At 46.1% G+C, this 18,579-nt stretch carries 19 protein-coding genes and 1 pseudogene; 17 read left to right on the forward strand and 3 right to left on the reverse strand.

All coding sequences use genetic code 11. From position 1 onward, the window contains the following. Window positions 1-149: 149 nt before the first annotated feature. Window positions 150-788 (forward strand): FlgO family outer membrane protein, encoded by a 639-nt coding sequence (locus BIW15_RS14565; protein ID WP_005382013.1) that lies wholly within the window; start codon window positions 150-152, stop codon window positions 786-788. Between the two features lie 9 nt (window positions 789-797). After that, window positions 798-1,229, forward strand: a complete 432-nt coding sequence (flgP, locus tag BIW15_RS14570; protein WP_005453982.1) for a flagellar assembly lipoprotein FlgP — start codon at window positions 798-800, stop codon at window positions 1,227-1,229. 117 nt (window positions 1,230-1,346) lie between these two features. On the opposite strand, the gene BIW15_RS14575 is transcribed toward flgP, so the two are convergent. From BIW15_RS14575 to flgA, 3 genes are all read right to left on the reverse strand, one after another. Then, the gene (locus BIW15_RS14575; RefSeq protein ID WP_005454011.1) at window positions 1,347-1,772 is read right to left on the reverse strand and encodes a flagella synthesis protein FlgN; all 426 of its coding nucleotides are present in this window, start codon (window positions 1,770-1,772) and stop codon (window positions 1,347-1,349) included. Between the two features lie 26 nt (window positions 1,773-1,798). After that, window positions 1,799-2,116, reverse strand: a complete 318-nt coding sequence (gene flgM / locus BIW15_RS14580; RefSeq protein WP_005453996.1) for a flagellar biosynthesis anti-sigma factor FlgM — start codon at window positions 2,114-2,116, stop codon at window positions 1,799-1,801. A gap of 127 nt (window positions 2,117-2,243) precedes the next feature. Beyond that, a complete protein-coding gene (flgA, locus tag BIW15_RS14585; RefSeq protein WP_005486752.1) occupies window positions 2,244-2,990 on the reverse strand; it encodes a flagellar basal body P-ring formation chaperone FlgA in 747 nt (248 codons plus the stop codon). 76 nt (window positions 2,991-3,066) lie between these two features. On the opposite strand from flgA, the gene BIW15_RS14590 reads away from it, so the two are divergent. The 15 genes and pseudogenes from BIW15_RS14590 to BIW15_RS14670 form a co-directional block, all read left to right on the forward strand. Next, window positions 3,067-3,993 (forward strand): chemotaxis protein CheV, encoded by a 927-nt coding sequence (locus BIW15_RS14590; protein WP_005462297.1) that lies wholly within the window; start codon window positions 3,067-3,069, stop codon window positions 3,991-3,993. 11 nt (window positions 3,994-4,004) lie between these two features. Next, window positions 4,005-4,832 (forward strand): protein-glutamate O-methyltransferase, encoded by an 828-nt coding sequence (locus BIW15_RS14595; RefSeq protein WP_005462295.1) that lies wholly within the window; start codon window positions 4,005-4,007, stop codon window positions 4,830-4,832. A gap of 312 nt (window positions 4,833-5,144) precedes the next feature. After that, window positions 5,145-5,540 carry a flagellar basal body rod protein FlgB gene (flgB, locus tag BIW15_RS14600; RefSeq protein ID WP_005462294.1) on the forward strand — a complete coding sequence of 132 codons (396 nt, stop codon included), beginning with the start codon at window positions 5,145-5,147 and terminating at the stop codon, window positions 5,538-5,540. A 5-nt stretch (window positions 5,541-5,545) separates the two neighbouring features. Further along, complete coding sequence (gene flgC, locus BIW15_RS14605; RefSeq protein WP_005462293.1) at window positions 5,546-5,959, forward strand: flagellar basal body rod protein FlgC; 414 nt, start codon at window positions 5,546-5,548, stop codon at window positions 5,957-5,959. A 17-nt stretch (window positions 5,960-5,976) separates the two neighbouring features. After that, window positions 5,977-6,684, forward strand: a complete 708-nt coding sequence (flgD, locus tag BIW15_RS14610) for a flagellar hook assembly protein FlgD (RefSeq protein WP_005462292.1) — start codon at window positions 5,977-5,979, stop codon at window positions 6,682-6,684. A 31-nt stretch (window positions 6,685-6,715) separates the two neighbouring features. Continuing rightward, complete coding sequence (flgE, locus tag BIW15_RS14615; protein WP_005462291.1) at window positions 6,716-8,029, forward strand: flagellar hook protein FlgE; 1,314 nt, start codon at window positions 6,716-6,718, stop codon at window positions 8,027-8,029. Window positions 8,030-8,322: 293 nt separating this feature from the next. After that, window positions 8,323-9,072: a flagellar basal body rod protein FlgF gene (locus BIW15_RS14625; protein ID WP_005462290.1), complete on the forward strand. Its 750-nt coding sequence runs from the start codon at window positions 8,323-8,325 to the stop codon at window positions 9,070-9,072. 18 nt (window positions 9,073-9,090) lie between these two features. After that, window positions 9,091-9,879, forward strand: a complete 789-nt coding sequence (flgG, locus tag BIW15_RS14630) for a flagellar basal-body rod protein FlgG (RefSeq protein ID WP_005382032.1) — start codon at window positions 9,091-9,093, stop codon at window positions 9,877-9,879. Window positions 9,880-9,909: 30 nt separating this feature from the next. Then, a complete protein-coding gene (flgH, locus tag BIW15_RS14635) occupies window positions 9,910-10,689 on the forward strand; it encodes a flagellar basal body L-ring protein FlgH (protein WP_005462288.1) in 780 nt (259 codons plus the stop codon). Window positions 10,690-10,733: 44 nt separating this feature from the next. Further along, window positions 10,734-11,825: a flagellar basal body P-ring protein FlgI gene (locus BIW15_RS14640; RefSeq protein ID WP_005454020.1), complete on the forward strand. Its 1,092-nt coding sequence runs from the start codon at window positions 10,734-10,736 to the stop codon at window positions 11,823-11,825. A 16-nt stretch (window positions 11,826-11,841) separates the two neighbouring features. Then, on the forward strand, window positions 11,842-12,768 hold the full coding sequence (gene flgJ, locus BIW15_RS14645) for a flagellar assembly peptidoglycan hydrolase FlgJ (RefSeq protein ID WP_005454015.1): 927 nt from the start codon (window positions 11,842-11,844) through the stop codon (window positions 12,766-12,768). A gap of 161 nt (window positions 12,769-12,929) precedes the next feature. Continuing rightward, on the forward strand, window positions 12,930-14,870 hold the full coding sequence (gene flgK, locus BIW15_RS14650; protein WP_077281207.1) for a flagellar hook-associated protein FlgK: 1,941 nt from the start codon (window positions 12,930-12,932) through the stop codon (window positions 14,868-14,870). A 13-nt stretch (window positions 14,871-14,883) separates the two neighbouring features. After that, on the forward strand, window positions 14,884-16,077 hold the full coding sequence (gene flgL, locus BIW15_RS14655) for a flagellar hook-associated protein FlgL (RefSeq protein ID WP_017448764.1): 1,194 nt from the start codon (window positions 14,884-14,886) through the stop codon (window positions 16,075-16,077). A 440-nt stretch (window positions 16,078-16,517) separates the two neighbouring features. Continuing rightward, window positions 16,518-17,672 carry a flagellin gene (locus BIW15_RS14660; protein WP_005462278.1) on the forward strand — a complete coding sequence of 385 codons (1,155 nt, stop codon included), beginning with the start codon at window positions 16,518-16,520 and terminating at the stop codon, window positions 17,670-17,672. Between the two features lie 671 nt (window positions 17,673-18,343). Then, window positions 18,344-18,579, forward strand: a pseudogene (locus BIW15_RS14670) (flagellin); the annotation flags it as partial.

The following is an 18,579-nucleotide window of genomic DNA, read 5'->3' on the forward strand; positions in this document are numbered from 1 at the left end:
AAATATTGCTATATCAATTTCAGTGAAGTTTGGTGGCGTTTTCTTAGTTCGACAAACAAAGAAAAGCAAAGACTGTTCCAATATTACCTTTACTCAGTAAGGAATTGTGAAAGAACAGTGCCACCCAAGATTATCTGGAGAATCAAACCATGAAAAAGTGGCTTGTCGCCGCATCGATGATGACGCTTTTGACATCGTGCGCGTACTCACCGATTTATAATGGTAAAGAACCGTATTCAGGCAGCCAGTTCATGTTGATGGACAGTCCGCGTCATACAATGGACTTCTTTATTGAGAGCATGACAGAAGATTTGATGGTATCTAACGTTGCCGTTTCTGCACGTACACCAATTGCTATCACATCGTTTGTTGATCTGCAAAATATGGATGCGACCAACTGGTTGGGCAACTCTGTATCTGAAGGGTTTATCCATCAGTTCCAACGTCGCGGTTTTAAAGTCGTCGATTTTAAAACGACAGGATCTATCCAAGTGACGCAGCAAGGCGACTTTGCCTTAAGCCGTGACTGGCAAGATCTGGCGCAAGAGCAGCAAATTCAGTATGTGTTAACGGGAACCATGCTTCGTCAAGAAGGTGGTGTGTTGGTTAATGCTCGCGTTGTTGGTATGCAAAGCCGTGTTGTGGTTGCCACAGCGCAAGGGTTCTTGCCTGCAGACCGAATCGGCCGTGATTTGGATACGCTAAATAGCATCCGTACCCAAGATGGCGTGTTGATTCGTTCAGACCCAACCATTCGCCAGCCATACACTGTGATTCTCCGCCCATAGGATAGAACCATGAAGAAGTTATTATTTATTATTGCCACCTTGGTGCTTGTGGGATGTCAGCCATTACAACAGATGCGCCAAGATGAAATTTTAGTGGCGGTAGGTTATGCAAGCGTAAGCGAACAAACTGGCCGCACGGTAGAAGAAAAACGTGTGCGCGCGATGCGAGCATCAAAAATTGATGCGTATCGTGAGTTAGCAGAGCAAGTTTACGGCATGCGAGTAAGCGGTCGTGCCGAACTTGAAGATCAGCGTCTTGGCATTGAAAGCACGAGTGGCGCGGTCGATGGCGTGATTCGCGGTGCAGAGGTCGTGCGCAGTTACTTAGTTGAAGACAGTTACGTAACAGAGTTACGTTTGGATATCCGTAAGATGGATAAGCTACGCGATTACGGTGAAGTTCAACAAGTGCCTGAGAAGCGTCAGCAAACCTTGTTCTAAAACCACTTCACTAAATAAACAGATAATCTTTTCGAGCGGCTGATTGGCAACAATTGGTCGCTTTTTTATGGGTTCGATTTGATGGTTTTGCCTAATGAGGAAGGAGAGGTTAGAGCGTTAGGCTTTAATATTGGTGCCTAGCGTTGAAATGGTGTGGGTTTTGCCGCCGGCATTGTAGGTCATACCGATCTTGCCGTGAGTGTGTTGAAGCATGTTATTGAGCTTGTTAAAACTCAATTGAGCACGGCTGAGGGATTCTCCATTCACGCGATTGACTTGTTGACAGTCCAGCACGATGGATTGGATTTGGGCTACAACCTGACTTAGGTGCTCATCTTCGGTAAGTTGATTGACATGCGGGTGAGAGGCAATTCGCTGATCAGTGGTTCTTAGCTGATCAATGAGTGTCATTTTTTGTTTGGCGATGCTTTCGATTTCAGAAGAGACACGCGCAGTAATCGCCTGTGTTTCCTGACGTAAAACAGTAGAAAGTGCCTTAGCATTTTCTAGTTGAAAGTTTACGAGATCGACTAATGCTGCCATAAATACTTACCTTGGGCCTAAGTCAGTTAGCTTTTGCCTTGCAATTCGTTTTCAAACTTGATCATATTGTCGGCCAGTTTTTCTGGGTCAACGCGGTATGAACCGTTTGCGATTGCTTCTTTGATTGCCGCTACTTTCGCACTGTCGTAAGCCGGAGAAGCTGCCATATCCTTTTGGAGTTTGCTGACGGCTTTACTTTGTTGGCTTAGCGATACAGCGTCTTGTTGAGCTGGCGCCTTTTTCGATTCAGTTGCGCTTGATGTCGCACTTGAATCGTTACGTGCAGGCGCGCGACTGGTCGTCGACATCATTTGCCCTGAACGTATATTATCTATACCTGCCATGTTTAACCTTTGCCTTGTATCGTAATACTGGTATCCAGACTATCGACCAACTAAACGATAACTTTAATCATTTTTTGCATTTTTATTGATCAATTTTCACAATGCGGTTGTGCTACCTAAATAAAGGTTAAAAGGTGACGGTAATTTCCGCAATGTCAGTCACTATGCCCTCTATTATACGTTGTGACTTGTCATTTTTCACTCTTACTTGATCGCCCGTGGCTCCATCTTGCAATGCTGTGCCTTGTGTTGTGATCGTCATGCCTGATTTTACGGCTTTTATTGTCACTTTTTCATTACGGCAAACCACGCAAACATCGTTGCGCTCAACCACGTCACCAAGACGAACGCTACGTTTTAACTTCGCACCGACCACTTGTTCGAAGCTGGAAAAGCCATCTTTGCGAAAGCGTTGAAGCTCAATCATGGACGTCGTGACGTCGGATGCGCTGATGATCTCACCTCGGCCAAGTTGTCGAGTTGCGACGATCATCGGTACTGAAGAGGAGACACGAACAGGGACATACACTTTCCAGTCATCGGCAGGACATTCTACCAACACATTGATATTGCTGCGGGTGCTGCTGGTGGAAGAGGCCGAAGTGTCGAGGGGTTCAGGGCAGTCAGTTGCCTTGATTCGAGAGTCAATGTCTGCCGCATTCACAGTCAATTCACCTCCGGCTGGCTGCTCTACCGTGGCAAGAATATGTTGTTCTGCTGCCAATTTTATTTGTTCTATCTGATTATCTGTTGCCGAATGAACAAAAAAACTAAACATACTGAGCAAAATGCCGATAGACTTAGCGTACTTTGTAAATAGCGCTCTACATATTGTCATAGTCAATGTTGTCGAAGTTATAGTGAAATACGCCATACTGTCTCCCTGGTATCATGCTTGCCAGTGGTAGAGTATCATTTAAAAACAAAAAGTTTGAGATGGAGATGAGCATATGACGGGGATTCTTGACTCGGTGAATCAGCGTACGCAACTCGTCGGTCAGAACCGATTGGAATTATTGACCTTTCGACTGATGGGGCGACAGCGTTACGGCATCAACGTATTCAAAGTAAAAGAAGTACTTCAGTGCCCTAAGCTGACTTCTATGCCAAATCTACACCCTCTGGTAAAAGGTATTGCTCATATCCGTGGCCATACCGTGTCAGTAATTGATTTGAGCCTGGCAATTGGTGGCCGCCCAACCACCGATATTGATAAATGTTTTGTTGTTATCGCTGAATTTAACCGTACGATCCAAGCATTTTTGGTATCATCGGTTGAGCGTATTATCAACATGCACTGGGAAGCGATTTTGCCGCCGCCAGATGGCGCAGGTAAAGCGCACTACCTAACTGCTGTGACGAATATTGATAACGAACTTGTTGAAATCCTAGACGTGGAAAAAATCCTGGCTGAAATCGCGCCAGTTGATGAAACCATGGATTCAACCATCGGTGAAGAAATCGCACAAGCGGAGCAAGAAAAGCCTATCGTACGTCGTATTCTAATTGCTGATGACTCAACGGTTGCACGTAAGCAAGTTGAGCGCGCGATTACTTCGATTGGTTTCGAGGTCGTATCTGTCAAAGATGGCAAAGAAGCGTACAATAAGTTGCTTGAAATGGCTCAAGAAGGCAGCATTTACGATCAGATTTCTTTGGTGATTTCTGATATCGAAATGCCAGAAATGGATGGCTACACATTAACGGCTGAAATCCGCAGAAATGCAGATTTGAAAGATCTTTATGTTATCCTTCATTCCTCATTAAGTGGCGTTTTCAACCAAGCCATGGTTGAGCGCGTAGGTGCAAACACCTTCATTGCGAAATTTAACCCAGACGAATTGGGTAACGCGGTTAAATCTGCATTAACACAATAAAAGAGACATTAATGACTGCTATTACAATCAGTGATCAAGAGTATCGTGACTTTAGCCGTTTTCTAGAATCGCAATGTGGCATCGTATTAGGCGATAGCAAACAATACCTCGTGCGCAGCCGACTGAGTCCTCTAGTGACTAAGTTCAAGCTTGCGTCGTTGTCTGATTTGCTGCGCGATGTTGTTGCTGGCCGCAATCGTGAACTGCGTATTGCTGCTGTGGATGCGATGACGACTAACGAAACATTGTGGTTTCGAGATACTTATCCGTTCACGGTTTTAGCTGACAAACTATTGCCAGAAGTTGCGGCAAATAAACGTCCAATTAAAATTTGGTCTGCGGCCAGTTCATCTGGTCAAGAACCTTATTCAATCGCGATGACAATTCTGGAAACGCAACAGCGTAAGCCAGGTTTGCTGCCAAGTGTTTCCATCACAGCGACGGACATTTCTGCAAGCATGCTCGAAATGTGTCGTGCAGGTGTGTATGACAACCTAGCTTTAGGTCGTGGTCTTTCGCCTGAGCGTCGCCGCACTTTCTTTGAAGATGCAGGCGATGGCCGTATGAAAGTGAAAGACAACGTTAAACGTTTGGTGAACTTCCGTCCTCAAAACTTGATGGATAGCTACGCACTGATGGGTAAATTCGACATCATTTTCTGTCGTAATGTGCTGATTTACTTCTCTCCAGAGATGAAATCTAAAGTGCTTAACCAAATGGCGAGTAGTTTAAACCCTGGTGGTTACCTATTGCTGGGTGCGTCAGAGTCGTTAACCGGTCTGACTGATAAATTTGAAATGGTGCGCTGTAATCCAGGTATCATTTACAAGCTTAAATAGCGGTATCTCTTATTTGAAAACAAAGCCTGACCTCGTGTCAGGCTTTTCTTTTTCTGCATTCTTTCTTTTGTCTACATGAGATGAGCTTTCGAGTTTCCCCTCGCTAATCTGTTGTCGGACTTTGCCCTGTTCCCTCTGCAGGGTGTATCTTTATTCAAGTAAGCGAAGTGATACGACATTCCAGTTACTTTGGCTTGCTTATTGCAATCTAAAACGTCAATAGCTGATAGGTGCTTTAGCGTTTCTGGTTTTTGGCACGCTAATTGCTATTTGGTTATTAATAACGGTCAGTTCTTAATTGTAGAGGCAAACATGGCTATATCTTTTGACAAGGCACTAGGCATCCACCAGCACACGGTGGGCGTACGTGAGCGCAATGCAGAGGTGATTTCCACCAACATCGCGCAAGCAAACACGCCTGGTTACAAAGCAAGAGGTCTAGACTTTGCCAAGGAATTACAAGCGGCAACATCTGGGGCAAGCATTGGTCTTAGCCGAACAGATGGTCGGCATATTCCTGCCACTACAACGTTGATGGGGGACAAACTGTATCGTCTTCCTACGCAACCAGACACGGGTGATGGCAACACCGTTGATTTGGATTTAGAGCGTAACTTGTTTATGCAAAACCAAATCAGACACCAAGCATCACTCGACTTTCTAGGCGGCAAATTCAAGAACTTAACCAAGGCAATCAAAGGGGATTAATTTAGATGAGCTTATTTAACGTTTTCAATGTGACAGGTTCCGCAATGAGCGCTGAGTCTGTTCGTCTGAATACTACCTCGAGCAACTTGGCGAATGCCGACAGTGTCAGCAGCTCTGCGAAAGACACCTACAAAGCGCGTCATGCTGTATTTGGTGCTGAGTTAAGTAACGCCATGCGTGGCGGTGATACTGTGCCAGTGAAAGTTCTGGGAATTGTAGAAAGTGATAAGCCGCTTAGTGCGGAGTACAACCCTGATCATCCCCTTGCAAACGACGAAGGTTACATCTACAAGCCAAACGTCAATGTAATGGAAGAAATGGCCAACATGATTTCGGCTTCTCGCGCATACCAAACGAATGTGCAGGTTGCTGATTCTAGTAAACAAATGCTGCTGCGTACGCTGCAGATGGGTCAATAAGGATAAGGAGGTAGCGTATGGCCGGAATTAACAATGTTGGTCAAAGCGGCTTGTCCTATATCGACCAGCTTAAAAGTCTTCAAGAGAACAAAAAAGCGGAAGGGAGCACAGGTAAGCAGGACCTAAAACAGGAAGACTTCTTATCGTTGCTCACGAAGCAATTGTCTCAACAGGACCCTTTTAAGCCGGTAAGTAATGACCAGATGATTGCGCAAATGGCGTCATTTGCGACCGTAGATGGTATTGGCAAGATGAACACTCAGTTTGAGAGTTTGAACTCGTCAATGACATCGAACCAAGCGTTGCAAGCTTCCTCTTTGGTAGGGCGCGACGTATTGGTCCCAGGTGCGGCGGGTGTGAAGCAAGACGATGCGCCTATGGCGGCAATGGTTAAGCTTTCGAAATCTCTCGACAACTTGTTTGTTCGTGTAGAAGACGAAGCAGGCCAATTGGTTCGTACTTTTGAGGTAGGTGCGAAACCAGCCGGCGACACACGCGTACTTTGGGATGGTAATGATGAAAGCGGTAATCCATTGCCTGCTGGCAAATACAAAGTGAAAGCGTCTGGCTTAGTGGATGGGGAGTCACAAGAGTTCCCTGTGTCTACTTATGCCAACGTAAACAGCGTACTGCTGGGTAAAGGTGACGGAAACGTATTACTCAATCTGGCTGGTTTTGAATCACCAGTTCGACTTGCAGAAGTACTGGAAGTTGGCAAAGCGTAATCCATAACACGCTAGATTAGGAGATTTTGGAATGTCATATGTATCTTTAAGCGGTTTGTCCGCGGCTCAACTGGATTTAAATACAACCAGTAACAACATTGCGAACGCCAACACGTACGGCTTTAAAGAGTCTCGTGCGGAATTTGCTGATGTTTACTCAAACTCTTTGTTTACTAACGCTAAAACCACTCCGGGTGGCGGTGCACAAGCAAGCCAAGTGGCACAACAGTTCCACGAAGGCTCAAGCATTTACACCAACAACCCAATGGATTTGCGTGTATCGGGTACTGGCTTCTTCGCGGTAGCGAAAGATCGTCTTATCCCACAACAAAATGAAATGACACGTAACGGTGCATTCCATTTGAACAAAGAAAACTACATGGTAACCGCGAACGATGAGTTCCTACTTGGTTATCAAGTAAACCCAGAGTCTGGTGAGGTTTCATCTTACGAGCCACAACCAATCAATATTCCTGCGGAATTTGGTAAGCCAAAACAAACAGCGAATATTGAAGTGGGCGTGAACTTACCTGCTAACGGTGATTTGAAAGATCCAACTCAGTTTGATTTTTCAGACCCAGATACATACAACCGTTCAACCTCTTCGACCATTTATGACTCGATGGGTCAATCTTACAAGTTAACAACGTACTACTTGAAAGATCAGACTCAGCCAAACACGTGGAACACTTACTACACAGTAACAGACAAGAGTGGTGAGAAGCCGTTAAACGTTGCTGGTGGTGATGCGCAAACACCAACAGGTCATATTGGTCACACCATGAAGTTCAACAACGATGGTACGTTGGCAAGCCTAAACAGCGGTAACCCGATTACTTCTGTTGCATTGGGTGATCCTGCAACAAACACCACGCCGCTTGATATGAATGGTGCAGATCCTGCTCAGACGCTTAACTTTGGTCTGGGTGCTGCGACACAATTTGCCGCCCCATTTGAGCTAACTAAGTTCGATGAAGATGGTGCGACAACGGGTTTCCTAACCAAAGTTGACTTTGATGAAAACGGCAGCGTATTAGGTACTTACTCAAACGGTGAAAACGTAACATTGGGTCGTGTGGCGCTAGTTCGTGTTCCCAACGAGCAAGGTCTGGATAAGAAGGGGGGTACGCAATGGGATTCAACTCAGTTCTCTGGTGACAAGATTTGGGGTGAATCAAATAAAGGCTCTTTCGGTACTATCAACAACGGTATGCTGGAACAGTCCAACATTGATATGACTCAGGAGCTGGTGGATCTGATCTCTGCTCAGCGTAACTTCCAAGCAAACTCACGTTCGCTAGAAGTACATAACCAGCTACAACAAAATATCCTGCAGATTCGATAATCTGCATTATCAAGTTAGGCGTGCTTTCGCCGCTTGGCTTGATAACATCATGACATTCATCTGATGCTTAGCCTGAAAACACCTCAGTTCAGGCTAAGCATGCTTTGATCTCTGGTTTGCCGCTGTTGCCGCCACATGGATCAAAATCTTGCCTCCCTTTGCAGTTTTCCTTCATTGAACATCCTTCTTGATTGCCTTTAATTTCATTCAACTTTTTGATAAATAAGCCTATTTTTATCTTGGCATAACTATTGCTTTTACTCCGAAGTACAGAGACTTTTTTGGAGTAGATTATGGATCGCGCACTGTTTCTCGCAATGAGTGGCGCCAAGCAAAATATGCAGGCTTTGCAATTGCGCGCTAACAACTTGGCTAACGTCAGCACGACGGGTTTTCGTGCGGATTTAGCACAGGCTCGCTCAATGCAAGCGTATGGCGATGGTTTACCGTCACGCGTGTTTAGCATGACAGAGCGTCCGGGACATAATTTTGCTCAAGGCAGCGTGATCACGACTGGTCGCGATTTGGACATTACCGTCGAAGGCAGCGGTTGGATTTCTGTATTGGATCACACCGGCAAAGAAGGTTTGACCCGTAACGGTAACCTAAAAATTGACCAAAATGGCATGCTAACCAACGCAAGCGGTCATGCCGTCTTAGGGGAGAACGATGCGCCAATCACTCTGCCAATCCCACTCTCCAAAATCGAAATCGGTCGTGATGGCACCATCTCTGTACTTCCACAAGGTGCGCCGGCTGAAGAATTACAAATCGTTGATCGTATCAAGCTTGTGAAAACTGACGATCAAAGCTTATTTAAAGACACCAATGGCTTATTTCGCCATAAAACTCCAAACCAGCCTTACGAAGCAGACGGCACTATCAGCATTCAAACTGGTGCGATTGAAGGTAGTAACGTGAATGCCGTAGGTGAAATGACCGCGCTCATTGACCTTCAACGTCAATTCGAAATGCAGGTCAAAATGATGAGCACCGCTGAAGAGATGGATAAATCTTCAGATTCATTGCTTCGTATGAGTTAACAGAGTTAGAGGTTCACTATGCATCCAGCACTATGGGTAAGTAAAACAGGTCTAGACGCCCAACAAACCAACATCGCTACGATTTCGAACAACTTGGCGAACGCCTCGACCGTGGGCTACAAAAAAAGCCGTGCGGTCTTTGAAGATTTGTTCTATCAAAACATCAACCAGCCAGGCGGTCAGTCTTCTCAAAACACCGAGCTGCCAAGTGGCTTGATGCTTGGTGCTGGTTCTAAAGTGGTTGCAACGCAAAAAGTGCACACGCACGGTAATGCGCAAACCACCACCAACGCATTGGACATGATGGTGGAAGGCGATGGTTTCTTCCAAGTGACTCTGCCTGACGGCAACATCGGTTACACCCGTAACGGCCAGTTCACGCTAAATGGTGAAGGCACGCTAGTGACATCTGGTTCTGGTTATCCAGTAGAACCTGAAATTGTGATTCCTGAAGATGCGATTTCTATCACTGTCGGTACGGACGGTGAAGTATCTGTGCGCGTACGTGGTCAGCAAGATAACCAAGTCGTTGGACAGTTGACCATTACGGACTTTGTTAACCCAGGTGGCCTAGAGCCAATCGGTCAGAACCTTTACTTGCCAACAGGTGCAAGTGGCGACCCGCAAGAAGGTGTTCCGGGTTTGGACGGTTTGGGTGAAATTCGCCAATCGATGCTAGAAGCCTCCAACGTAAACGTGACAGAAGAATTGGTTAACATGATCGAAGCTCAGCGCGTGTACGAAATGAACTCTAAAGTGATCTCATCTGTCGATAAGATGATGAGTTTCGTTAACCAGCAGTTGTAACGGCGAAAGTTAGCCATTAAGGAGCTCATAATGAAACGTATCTGTTTACTTGCGCTGATCACAACCATGTCTGGCTGTGCGATGTTAGAACCCATCGAAACGGATGAAGTGACGCAAGCGACTACCGTTGTGGATGCGGTTGAAGGCGATAAGTCGAAAGACGAGAGTAGCGGCATCGTTGATACACTGCGTGGCAGAAATGATCCGGTTGCTGGTGATCCAGCGTGGGCTCCAATCCATCCAAAACAAAAGCCTGAGCATTATGCTGCGGCGACGGGTTCTCTGTTTAGCCCAGAGCACATTACCGATTTGTATGACGACTCTAAACCTCGCGGCATTGGCGACATCATCACAGTCACGTTAGATGAAACCACCAGTGCGACGAAGAGCGCTAACGCGGACTTGTCGAAAACCAACGAAGCGCAAATGGATCCGTTACAAGTGGGCGGTGAAGAGTTGAAAGTAGGCGGCAAGTACAACTTCTCTTATGACTTAAACAACACCAACACCTTTGCTGGTGACTCTTCTGCGAAGCAGAGTAACAGCATCAGTGGTTACATTACGGTCGAAGTGATCGAAGTGCTGGCAAACGGCAACCTCGTGATCCGTGGTGAGAAGTGGATGACGCTAAATACGGGTGACGAGTACATTCGCTTAAGCGGCACAATTCGTCCTGATGACATCAACTTCGACAACACAATTGCGTCAAATCGTGTGTCTAACGCAAGAATTCAATACTCAGGAACCGGTCTGTCACAGGATATGCAAGAGCCTGGCTTCTTGGCACGATTCTTTAATGTAGCGCTATAAGACGCCGCACTGACGGCAAATTGACTGCAAGAGATTAAGTAAGCATGAAAAGAATCGTTTTATTACTGATGAGCGTTGCTCTGTTTTCTACAGCCGCCCAAGCCGCACGAATCAAAGACGTCGCGCAAGTGGCAGGCGTGCGAAGCAACCAACTCGTGGGTTATGGTTTGGTTTCAGGCTTACCAGGTACGGGCGAAGCGAACCCATTTACTGAGCAAAGTTTCGCGGCCATGCTGCAAAATTTCGGCATTCAGCTGCCGCCGGGTACCAAGCCAAAAATCAAAAACGTTGCCGCGGTTATGGTCACGGCAGAGTTGCCGCCATTTTCTAAGCCGGGTCAACAAGTGGACGTGACTGTATCGTCAATCGGCAGTGCGAAAAGCCTACGTGGTGGTACACTTCTACAAACGTTCCTTAAAGGTCTAGACGGTCAAGTTTACGCGGTTGCCCAAGGTAACTTAGTGGTGAGCGGTTTCAGTGCTGAAGGCGCTGACGGTTCAAAAATTGTTGGTAACAACCCAACCGTTGGTCTTATCTCTAGTGGTGCGACGGTAGAGCGCGAAATTCCAAACCCATTCGGTCGTGGTGATTACATTACGTTCAATTTGCTTGAATCTGATTTCACGACCGCACAACGCATGGCGGATGCGGTAAACAACTTCCTTGGCCCACAAATGGCTAGCGCAGTCGATGCGACGTCGGTACGCGTGCGTGCCCCTCGTGATGTCAGCCAGCGTGTGGCGTTTTTGTCCGCGATTGAAAACCTAGAGTTTGACCCAGCTGATGGCGCGGCGAAGATCATTGTTAACTCCCGTACTGGCACGATTGTCGTTGGCAAACACGTGCGTCTTAAGCCTGCGGCAGTGACGCATGGTGGCATGACTGTCGCCATCAAAGAAAATCTAAACGTTAGCCAACCAAACAGCTTCTCTGGCGGCCAAACGGTCGTGGTGCCCGATTCAGATATCGAAGTGACGGAAGAAAAAGGCAAGATGTTCAAATTCGAGCCGGGTTTGACGCTGGATGACCTCGTACGTGCGGTGAATGAAGTGGGCGCAGCACCTTCTGATTTGATGGCCATCTTACAAGCATTGAAACAAGCTGGTGCCATCGAAGGCCAGTTGATCATCATTTAATGGTTAGGAGGTTGCGATGATGAAGAATCCTAACGATATCGGTTTTATTCACGACATTAGCTCACTCGATAGCCTGCGTCAGAAAGCGGTGAAAGAGGGCAAAGATGGCGAGCAAGAAGCACTGCATGCGGCTGCTCGTCAGTTTGAGTCTATCTTTACATCCATGATGCTGAAGTCGATGCGCGAAGCGAACGAAGGCTTCGAGTCGAATATCATGAATAGCCAAAATGAGAAATTTTACCGCCAGATGCTTGATGAGCAGATGGCGAGTGAACTGAGCGCAAATGGCTCTATGGGCTTGGCAGATATGATAGTGGCACAGCTGACGGCTGGCCAAGGCAATGATAAGAGCGAAACGGCAATGCGCGATGCGGCAAATAGCGCTGTAGAATATCGTCGCGTGGACCCGAAAAAAGCGCGTGAAATTGAAAAGCGTTTGATTGAGTCCGGCGAACTTTCCCGTACCAGCCATACTCCTGCTAAGTTTGATTCGCCAGAATCCTTTGTGAACTCCATGAAGCCATACGCTGAAAAGGCGGCGAAAGCGTTGGGTGTAGAACCATCATTGCTTCTTGCTCAAGCAGCTCTGGAAACTGGCTGGGGACAAAAAGTGGTGCAAAATGCTCGTGGTAGCAGTAACAACTTGTTCAACATCAAAGCAGACAGAAGCTGGCAAGGTGATAAAGTCACCACGCAAACATTGGAATTTCATGACAATACGCCAGTGAAAGAGACGGCAGCGTTTCGTTCTTACTCGAACTATCAAGATAGTTTCAACGACTACGTCCGTTTCTTAAATGACAACCCACGTTACGAGACGGCATTGCAGCAACGTGGAGATTCTGAATCCTTTATTCGCGGTATTCATCGAGCAGGTTATGCGACGGATCCAACCTACGCCGACAAAGTTCTACAAGTGAAGCAGAAAATCGAAAGTATGTAACCTTTTGGGGTTGCCGCGTACGCGAATCATTAAGGCTTGCCATCGTGCAAGCCTTTATTTTACCTGAATTTACTACTCTAAATCCCACTTGGCACATCTTTTGCTTTTACTTGTCTAGGTGATCGGTATTTACCGATCTTATTTCGTTTTTGGGGGCAGGTATGGCGTCAGATCTTCTGAATGTAGGTACTCAAAGTGTGCTTACTGCTCAGAGGCAGTTAAATACTACTGGTCATAACATTTCTAATGTTAATACAGAAGGTTACAGCCGTCAGTCAGTGATTCAGGGTACCAACGATCCACGCATGTTTGGTGGTTCGACCTACGGCATGGGCGTGCATGTGGAAAATGTTCGCCGCTCGTGGGACCAATTTGCCGTTAATGAACTCAACCTGTCCTCTACAAGCAATGCGAATAAAACGGATACCCAAGATAACTTAGACATGCTTTCTAGCATGTTGAGCTCTGTTGCATCGAAGAAGATCCCAGAAAACCTCAATGAGTGGTTTGATGCTGTGAAAACCATGGCTGACACACCAAACGATTTAGGTGCGCGTAAAGTTGTGTTGGAAAAGGCAAAAATCTTTTCAGACACATTAAACGACTTTCACGAAACGGTGCGACTGCAGTCAGACGTAACCAATAAAAAATTGGACATGGGCATTGAGCGCATTAACCAATTGGCGCTAGAAATTCGTGACATCCACCGTTTGATGATGCGCACTCCTGGTCCACATAACGATTTGATGGATCAGCATGAAAAGCTGATTACCGAGCTGTCGGAATACACTAAGGTCACCGTGACCCCACGTAAAAACGCTGAAGGTTTCAACGTGCACATCGGCAATGGTCATACCTTGGTGTCGGGCACAGAGGCAAGCCAATTAAAAATGATTGATGGCTACCCAGACGTGCACCAACGACGTCTAGCGATGGTCGAAGGCGATGGCATCAAAGCGATTAAGGCCGACGACATGGACGGCAAAATCGGCGCGCTACTCGACATGCGTGACAAACACATTCCGCAACTGCTGGATGAAATGGGGCGCTTAGCTACCGGATTCTCTTACAAGGTCAACCAACTGCAATCGCAAGGTTTGGATCTCAACGGCAAAATCGGTAAAGACGTTTTCACCGATGTGAATTCTGAGCTGGTGGCTAAATCACGAGTGTTTACCGCACCAAACTCGAAAGCGGACGTTGCCGTTTATGTCGATGATATTTCGGCGTTGAAAGGTGGCGAATATGCGCTGCGCTTCGACGGTGATCGCTATAGCGTGACAACACCGAAAGGTGAGCAAGTTCAGATAGATATAGACCAGTCGGATTCTGCCTTCGTATTGGATGGCATGAGAGTGCAAATCGGCGAAGGCCTTGCCGCTGGCGAACGAGTGCTGCTGCGTCCTACTCGCAGTGGTGCTGCCATCATCAAGATGGAAACCAACGACGCTAAATCCATTGCCGCACAAAGTTATGAAGCGTCTACGACGTTTGCTCAAGGCAGTGCGAAATTCAATATTCGTGAAGCGGGTGATGTAAAAGAGTTTGAAGTAACGGTTCAGCCACCCGATGAAAAGCACGACAAAGCGTGGCTAAAGATTACCGATAACAAAGGTAACTTACTGTCCGATAAATACTCTTATCCGTTAGACAAAGATGATCTGCTGATTGAAATCTCAGTGCCGAAAAGTCATCCGCTATACAAAAATGGCGATGCAACCATCTTTGAACTGACAGAAGGCGCACTGCTGAACGACAAATTTACGGCCAACTTGGTGCCGTCAGAAGGTGGTAACGGCAACTTGAGAAAGATGCAGCAATTACAAACCAACAAAATGATGGATGGTAAATCGAGCACCTTGATTGACGTTTACCACAATCTTAATACTGAAGTGGGTTTGAAATCGGCAACGGCTAACCGCTTAGCATCGGTTGCGCGTTTAGAGCATGAAGCCGCACAAGAACGTGTAGCATCGATTGCGGGTGTAAACCTCGATGAAGAGGCCGCCAACATGATGAAGTTTCAACAAGCTTACATGGCTTCATCACGCGTGATGCAGGCGGCAAATGACACCTTCAACACCATTTTGCAACTGAGGTAAGGAGAAGAGATAAGTGTTAACCCGAATTTCTAGTTTCCATAACTATCAGTCCGTACAAAATGACTTGCGTCGCCAAGAGAACAAGATCCATCACAACCAAGAGCAACTTGCTTCAGGTAAGAAGCTGCTTAAACCAAGTGATGATCCGCTGGCTGCGCATTACATTCAGAATATTGGCCAGCAGCAAGAGCAGTTAAAGCAATATTTAAGCTCGATTGTGTTGGTGCGTAACCGTTTAGAAAACCACGAAGTGAACATCGCGAACGCAGAAAGCTTCGCTGATGAATCGAAACGTCTCACTATGGAAATGATCAACGGTGCGTTCTCTGCCGAAGACCGACAAGCGAAAAAGCGTGAGTTGGAAGAAATTGCAAATAACTTCCTTAACTTAGTGAATGCGCAAGATGAATCGGGCAACTACGTGTTTGCGGGGACAAAGCCGAAAAGCCAGCCATTTTATCGTGATAAAGATGGCAGCGTGCAATACGCTGGTGATGATTACCAACGCAAAATGAAAGTGTCCAGCATGCTGGATATGCCGATGAACGATCCTGGTAGCAAACTGTTCATGGAAATCCCAAACCCGTTTGGTGATTACCAGCCTAATTACGATTTACAAAGCGGCTCTGACTTACTGCTAAGCAAAGCAACCAATGTGGATGCGAAGGACACCGCTTCTTATCGCGTGACGTTTGTCGATATGAATAACGGCAAGTTTGGCTACCAATTGGAGCGAAACGGCAAAGTGGTGGACGCTGACGAATTTTCGCCAGAAAAAGGCATCGAGTACAAAGGACTTAAAGTGCATGTGAAAGGGCAAATTACCCCTGGAGACAGCATCGGCATCGAAAAGCGTGAGTCCTTCAGTATTTTCGATACCTTTAAGGAAGCGATGTCTTGGTCGGATAAATCCGTCTCCGATACATCAGCGACCGCGAAGTTGCACCAAATGACAGAGGAATTTCAAGCCGCGTTCATCCATTTGAACAAAGCTCGAACCGACGTGGGTGCAAGGCTGAGCACGCTCGATATTCAAGAGCAAAACCACGAAGACTTTAACTTGTCTTTGGCAAAAGCAAAGAGCAATTTTGAGGATTTGGATTACTCCAAAGCCGTGATCGAGTTCAGTGAGAACTCGCGTGCATTGCAGGCCTCGCAACAAGCTTTTGGCAAAACAAAAGACCTGACATTGTTTAACTACATTTAATGATTTGACGGCCAGCGGCGAATAACGACAACGAGAGATTTTGATGCCTTATGTGCCAAGCCTTAAGTGCGAGAAATATCAAAAGTCGTTTAGCTGAGGTGAGTGAGCGGCATGTTTTTACCGAATGCGGCAAAGGCACCGGTGGCAATGTGAGCGGCAAGCTTCTCTTGGTGTGAAAATATCTTCATCTCATAGAGAAAGAGGTCGAAAACAGCGAGTGTGTTATCTAACTTATTGTTTATTTATCTATTTTAATTTGGAATCGATATCTTAAATAAGTTGGCACACAAATTGTATTGAATAATGTCAGAACAGATTTCGAGATTCTAAACCCTGCGTTAAAGGCAGATTTAGCAAGTAATTTTTACGGTCAGTGCTTATCCAAATGAGAGTAAAGCTGGCCGCTTCGCAAAAGCTTGCGAACTCAAAAGGAGAGCAAAATGGCTGTAACAGTTAGTACTAACGTCTCCGCGATGACCGCGCAGCGTTACTTAAATAAAGCGACCAACGAGCTGAATACCTCGATGGAGCGTCTATCATCAGGTCACAAAATTAACAGTGCAAAAGACGATGCAGCAGGTCTACAGATCTCCAACCGTCTAACGGCACAGTCTCGTGGTCTTGATGTGGCAATGCGTAACGCGAACGATGGTATCTCTATCGCTCAAACGGCTGAAGGTGCGATGAACGAAGCAACGTCAGTGATGCAGCGTATGCGTGACTTGGCTATCCAGTCATCAAACGGTACTAACTCTCCAGCTGAGCGTCAGGCAATCAACGAAGAATCAATGGCGTTGGTTGACGAACTGAACCGTATCGCAGAAACCACATCATTCGGTGGCCGTCGTCTATTGAACGGCTCATTCGGTGAAGCGGCATTCCAAATCGGTGCGAGCTCTGGTGAAGCGATGATCATGGGTCTAACCAGTATTCGTGCAGATGACACTCGTATGGGCGGTGTGACATTCTTCTCTGAAGTAGGAAAAGGTAAAGATTGGGGTGTTGATCCAACTAAAGCCGATCTAAAAATCACGCTTCCTGGCATGGGTGAAGACGAAGATGGTAATGTTGATGATCTAGAAATAAATATCAACGCGAAAGCGGGTGATGACATCGAAGAGCTAGCAACGTACATCAATGGTCAATCAGACATGATCAACGCGTCTGTAAGCGAAGATGGCAAGCTGCAAATTTTTGTTGCTCATCCAAACGTTCAGGGTGACATCTCGATCTCTGGTGGTCTTGCTTCTGAGCTAGGCCTAAGCGATGAGCCAGTAAGAACATCAGTACAAGATATTGATATGACAACGGTTCAAGGCTCTCAGAACGCGATTTCTGTACTGGACTCTGCACTGAAATACGTGGATTCACAACGTGCGGATCTTGGTGCGAAACAAAACCGTCTGAGCCACAGCATCAACAACTTGGCAAATATCCAAGAAAACGTTGACGCGTCGAACAGCCGAATTAAAGACACGGACTTTGCGAAAGAAACAACGCAAATGACCAAAGCACAAATTTTGCAACAAGCAGGTACTTCGATTCTTGCTCAAGCGAAACAGTTGCCAAACTCTGCAATGTCACTATTGCAGTAGTTTATACCAATTACAGTGAATAAAAGTTCAGAAATAGCGTAGATTCAATGCTTGAGAACGAGGAAAAGTTTTTCGATAAGTAGTCATTCTACAGTCAAAAACTTTAACATAGTTATCGAGCATTTGAGCAAGCTAGTGTGAGCAGTTATTTACTACGATTGGTATCCTCTAGCCTGTATTCAATACATTCAGACGTGGATGGGAATGCGGGCTTTTGGCAAGCAACTTTATAATAGAATGAATGGCTCTCTCATCTCTCACCTGCCAATCATTTTCAATGTAGAGTTGCACCCGGTATGCCGGAAATGTGTTCATTTCTCTTGATCTCCACATAGGCTCTGGCGACCAACCTAGCCCCAGTTCTCTCAAAGGAAAAGGGGCTTTTTCTTTTCTGCATTTTCCTTCTTTTATGTTCTCTATTCATTTCCTCATCTCTTATTTTTGATGCTTTTCTGTACAATTTAGCCCTCTCGGCTCAATTTGTAGAAACTTGAGCACTTTTCCTGACTTTTCTTCAATTTTTTTAGCCAAATCTCGCAATGTTATTTTTTTAAATTTTTTTCTAAAGCTTCTGAATTTGGTGTCGTTAATAGAAGTAACTTTGAGAGAACTACTTGGTTTTCCGAGACGTCGGAAACCGCTACATCGGAAAATCAATTGGAGAAATCACCATGGCAGTGAATGTAAACACTAACGTATCAGCGATGACCGCTCAGCGTTACCTAAACAACGCAAACTCAGCACAACAAACCTCAATGGAGCGTTTGTCTTCGGGTTTCAAAATCAACAGCGCAAAAGATGACGCTGCGGGTCTACAAATCTCGAACCGTTTGAACGTACAAAGCCGTGGCCTGGATGTGGCTGTTCGCAACGCGAACGACGGTATTTCTATTGCACAAACTGCTGA

Origin of the sequence: Vibrio sp. SALL6 (genome assembly GCF_002002385.1) — a bacterium.
Lineage (GTDB): Bacteria > Pseudomonadota > Gammaproteobacteria > Enterobacterales > Vibrionaceae > Vibrio > Vibrio parahaemolyticus.

Coding starts and splice junctions, on each gene's coding strand:
- flgA (WP_005486752.1), bottom strand. CDS start 2,990: ATGGCGTATTTCACTATAACTTCGACAACATTGACTATGACAATATGT.
- BIW15_RS14660 (WP_005462278.1), top strand. CDS start 16,518: ATGGCTGTAACAGTTAGTACTAACGTCTCCGCGATGACCGCGCAGCGT.
- BIW15_RS14590 (WP_005462297.1), top strand. CDS start 3,067: ATGACGGGGATTCTTGACTCGGTGAATCAGCGTACGCAACTCGTCGGT.
- flgD (WP_005462292.1), top strand. CDS start 5,977: ATGGCCGGAATTAACAATGTTGGTCAAAGCGGCTTGTCCTATATCGAC.
- flgC (WP_005462293.1), top strand. CDS start 5,546: ATGAGCTTATTTAACGTTTTCAATGTGACAGGTTCCGCAATGAGCGCT.
- BIW15_RS14565 (WP_005382013.1), top strand. CDS start 150: ATGAAAAAGTGGCTTGTCGCCGCATCGATGATGACGCTTTTGACATCG.
- flgJ (WP_005454015.1), top strand. CDS start 11,842: ATGATGAAGAATCCTAACGATATCGGTTTTATTCACGACATTAGCTCA.
- flgE (WP_005462291.1), top strand. CDS start 6,716: ATGTCATATGTATCTTTAAGCGGTTTGTCCGCGGCTCAACTGGATTTA.
- flgM (WP_005453996.1), bottom strand. CDS start 2,116: ATGGCAGGTATAGATAATATACGTTCAGGGCAAATGATGTCGACGACC.
- BIW15_RS14640 (WP_005454020.1), top strand. CDS start 10,734: ATGAAAAGAATCGTTTTATTACTGATGAGCGTTGCTCTGTTTTCTACA.
- flgK (WP_077281207.1), top strand. CDS start 12,930: ATGGCGTCAGATCTTCTGAATGTAGGTACTCAAAGTGTGCTTACTGCT.
- BIW15_RS14595 (WP_005462295.1), top strand. CDS start 4,005: ATGACTGCTATTACAATCAGTGATCAAGAGTATCGTGACTTTAGCCGT.
- flgP (WP_005453982.1), top strand. CDS start 798: ATGAAGAAGTTATTATTTATTATTGCCACCTTGGTGCTTGTGGGATGT.
- flgH (WP_005462288.1), top strand. CDS start 9,910: ATGAAACGTATCTGTTTACTTGCGCTGATCACAACCATGTCTGGCTGT.
- flgG (WP_005382032.1), top strand. CDS start 9,091: ATGCATCCAGCACTATGGGTAAGTAAAACAGGTCTAGACGCCCAACAA.
- BIW15_RS14625 (WP_005462290.1), top strand. CDS start 8,323: ATGGATCGCGCACTGTTTCTCGCAATGAGTGGCGCCAAGCAAAATATG.
- flgB (WP_005462294.1), top strand. CDS start 5,145: ATGGCTATATCTTTTGACAAGGCACTAGGCATCCACCAGCACACGGTG.
- BIW15_RS14575 (WP_005454011.1), bottom strand. CDS start 1,772: ATGGCAGCATTAGTCGATCTCGTAAACTTTCAACTAGAAAATGCTAAG.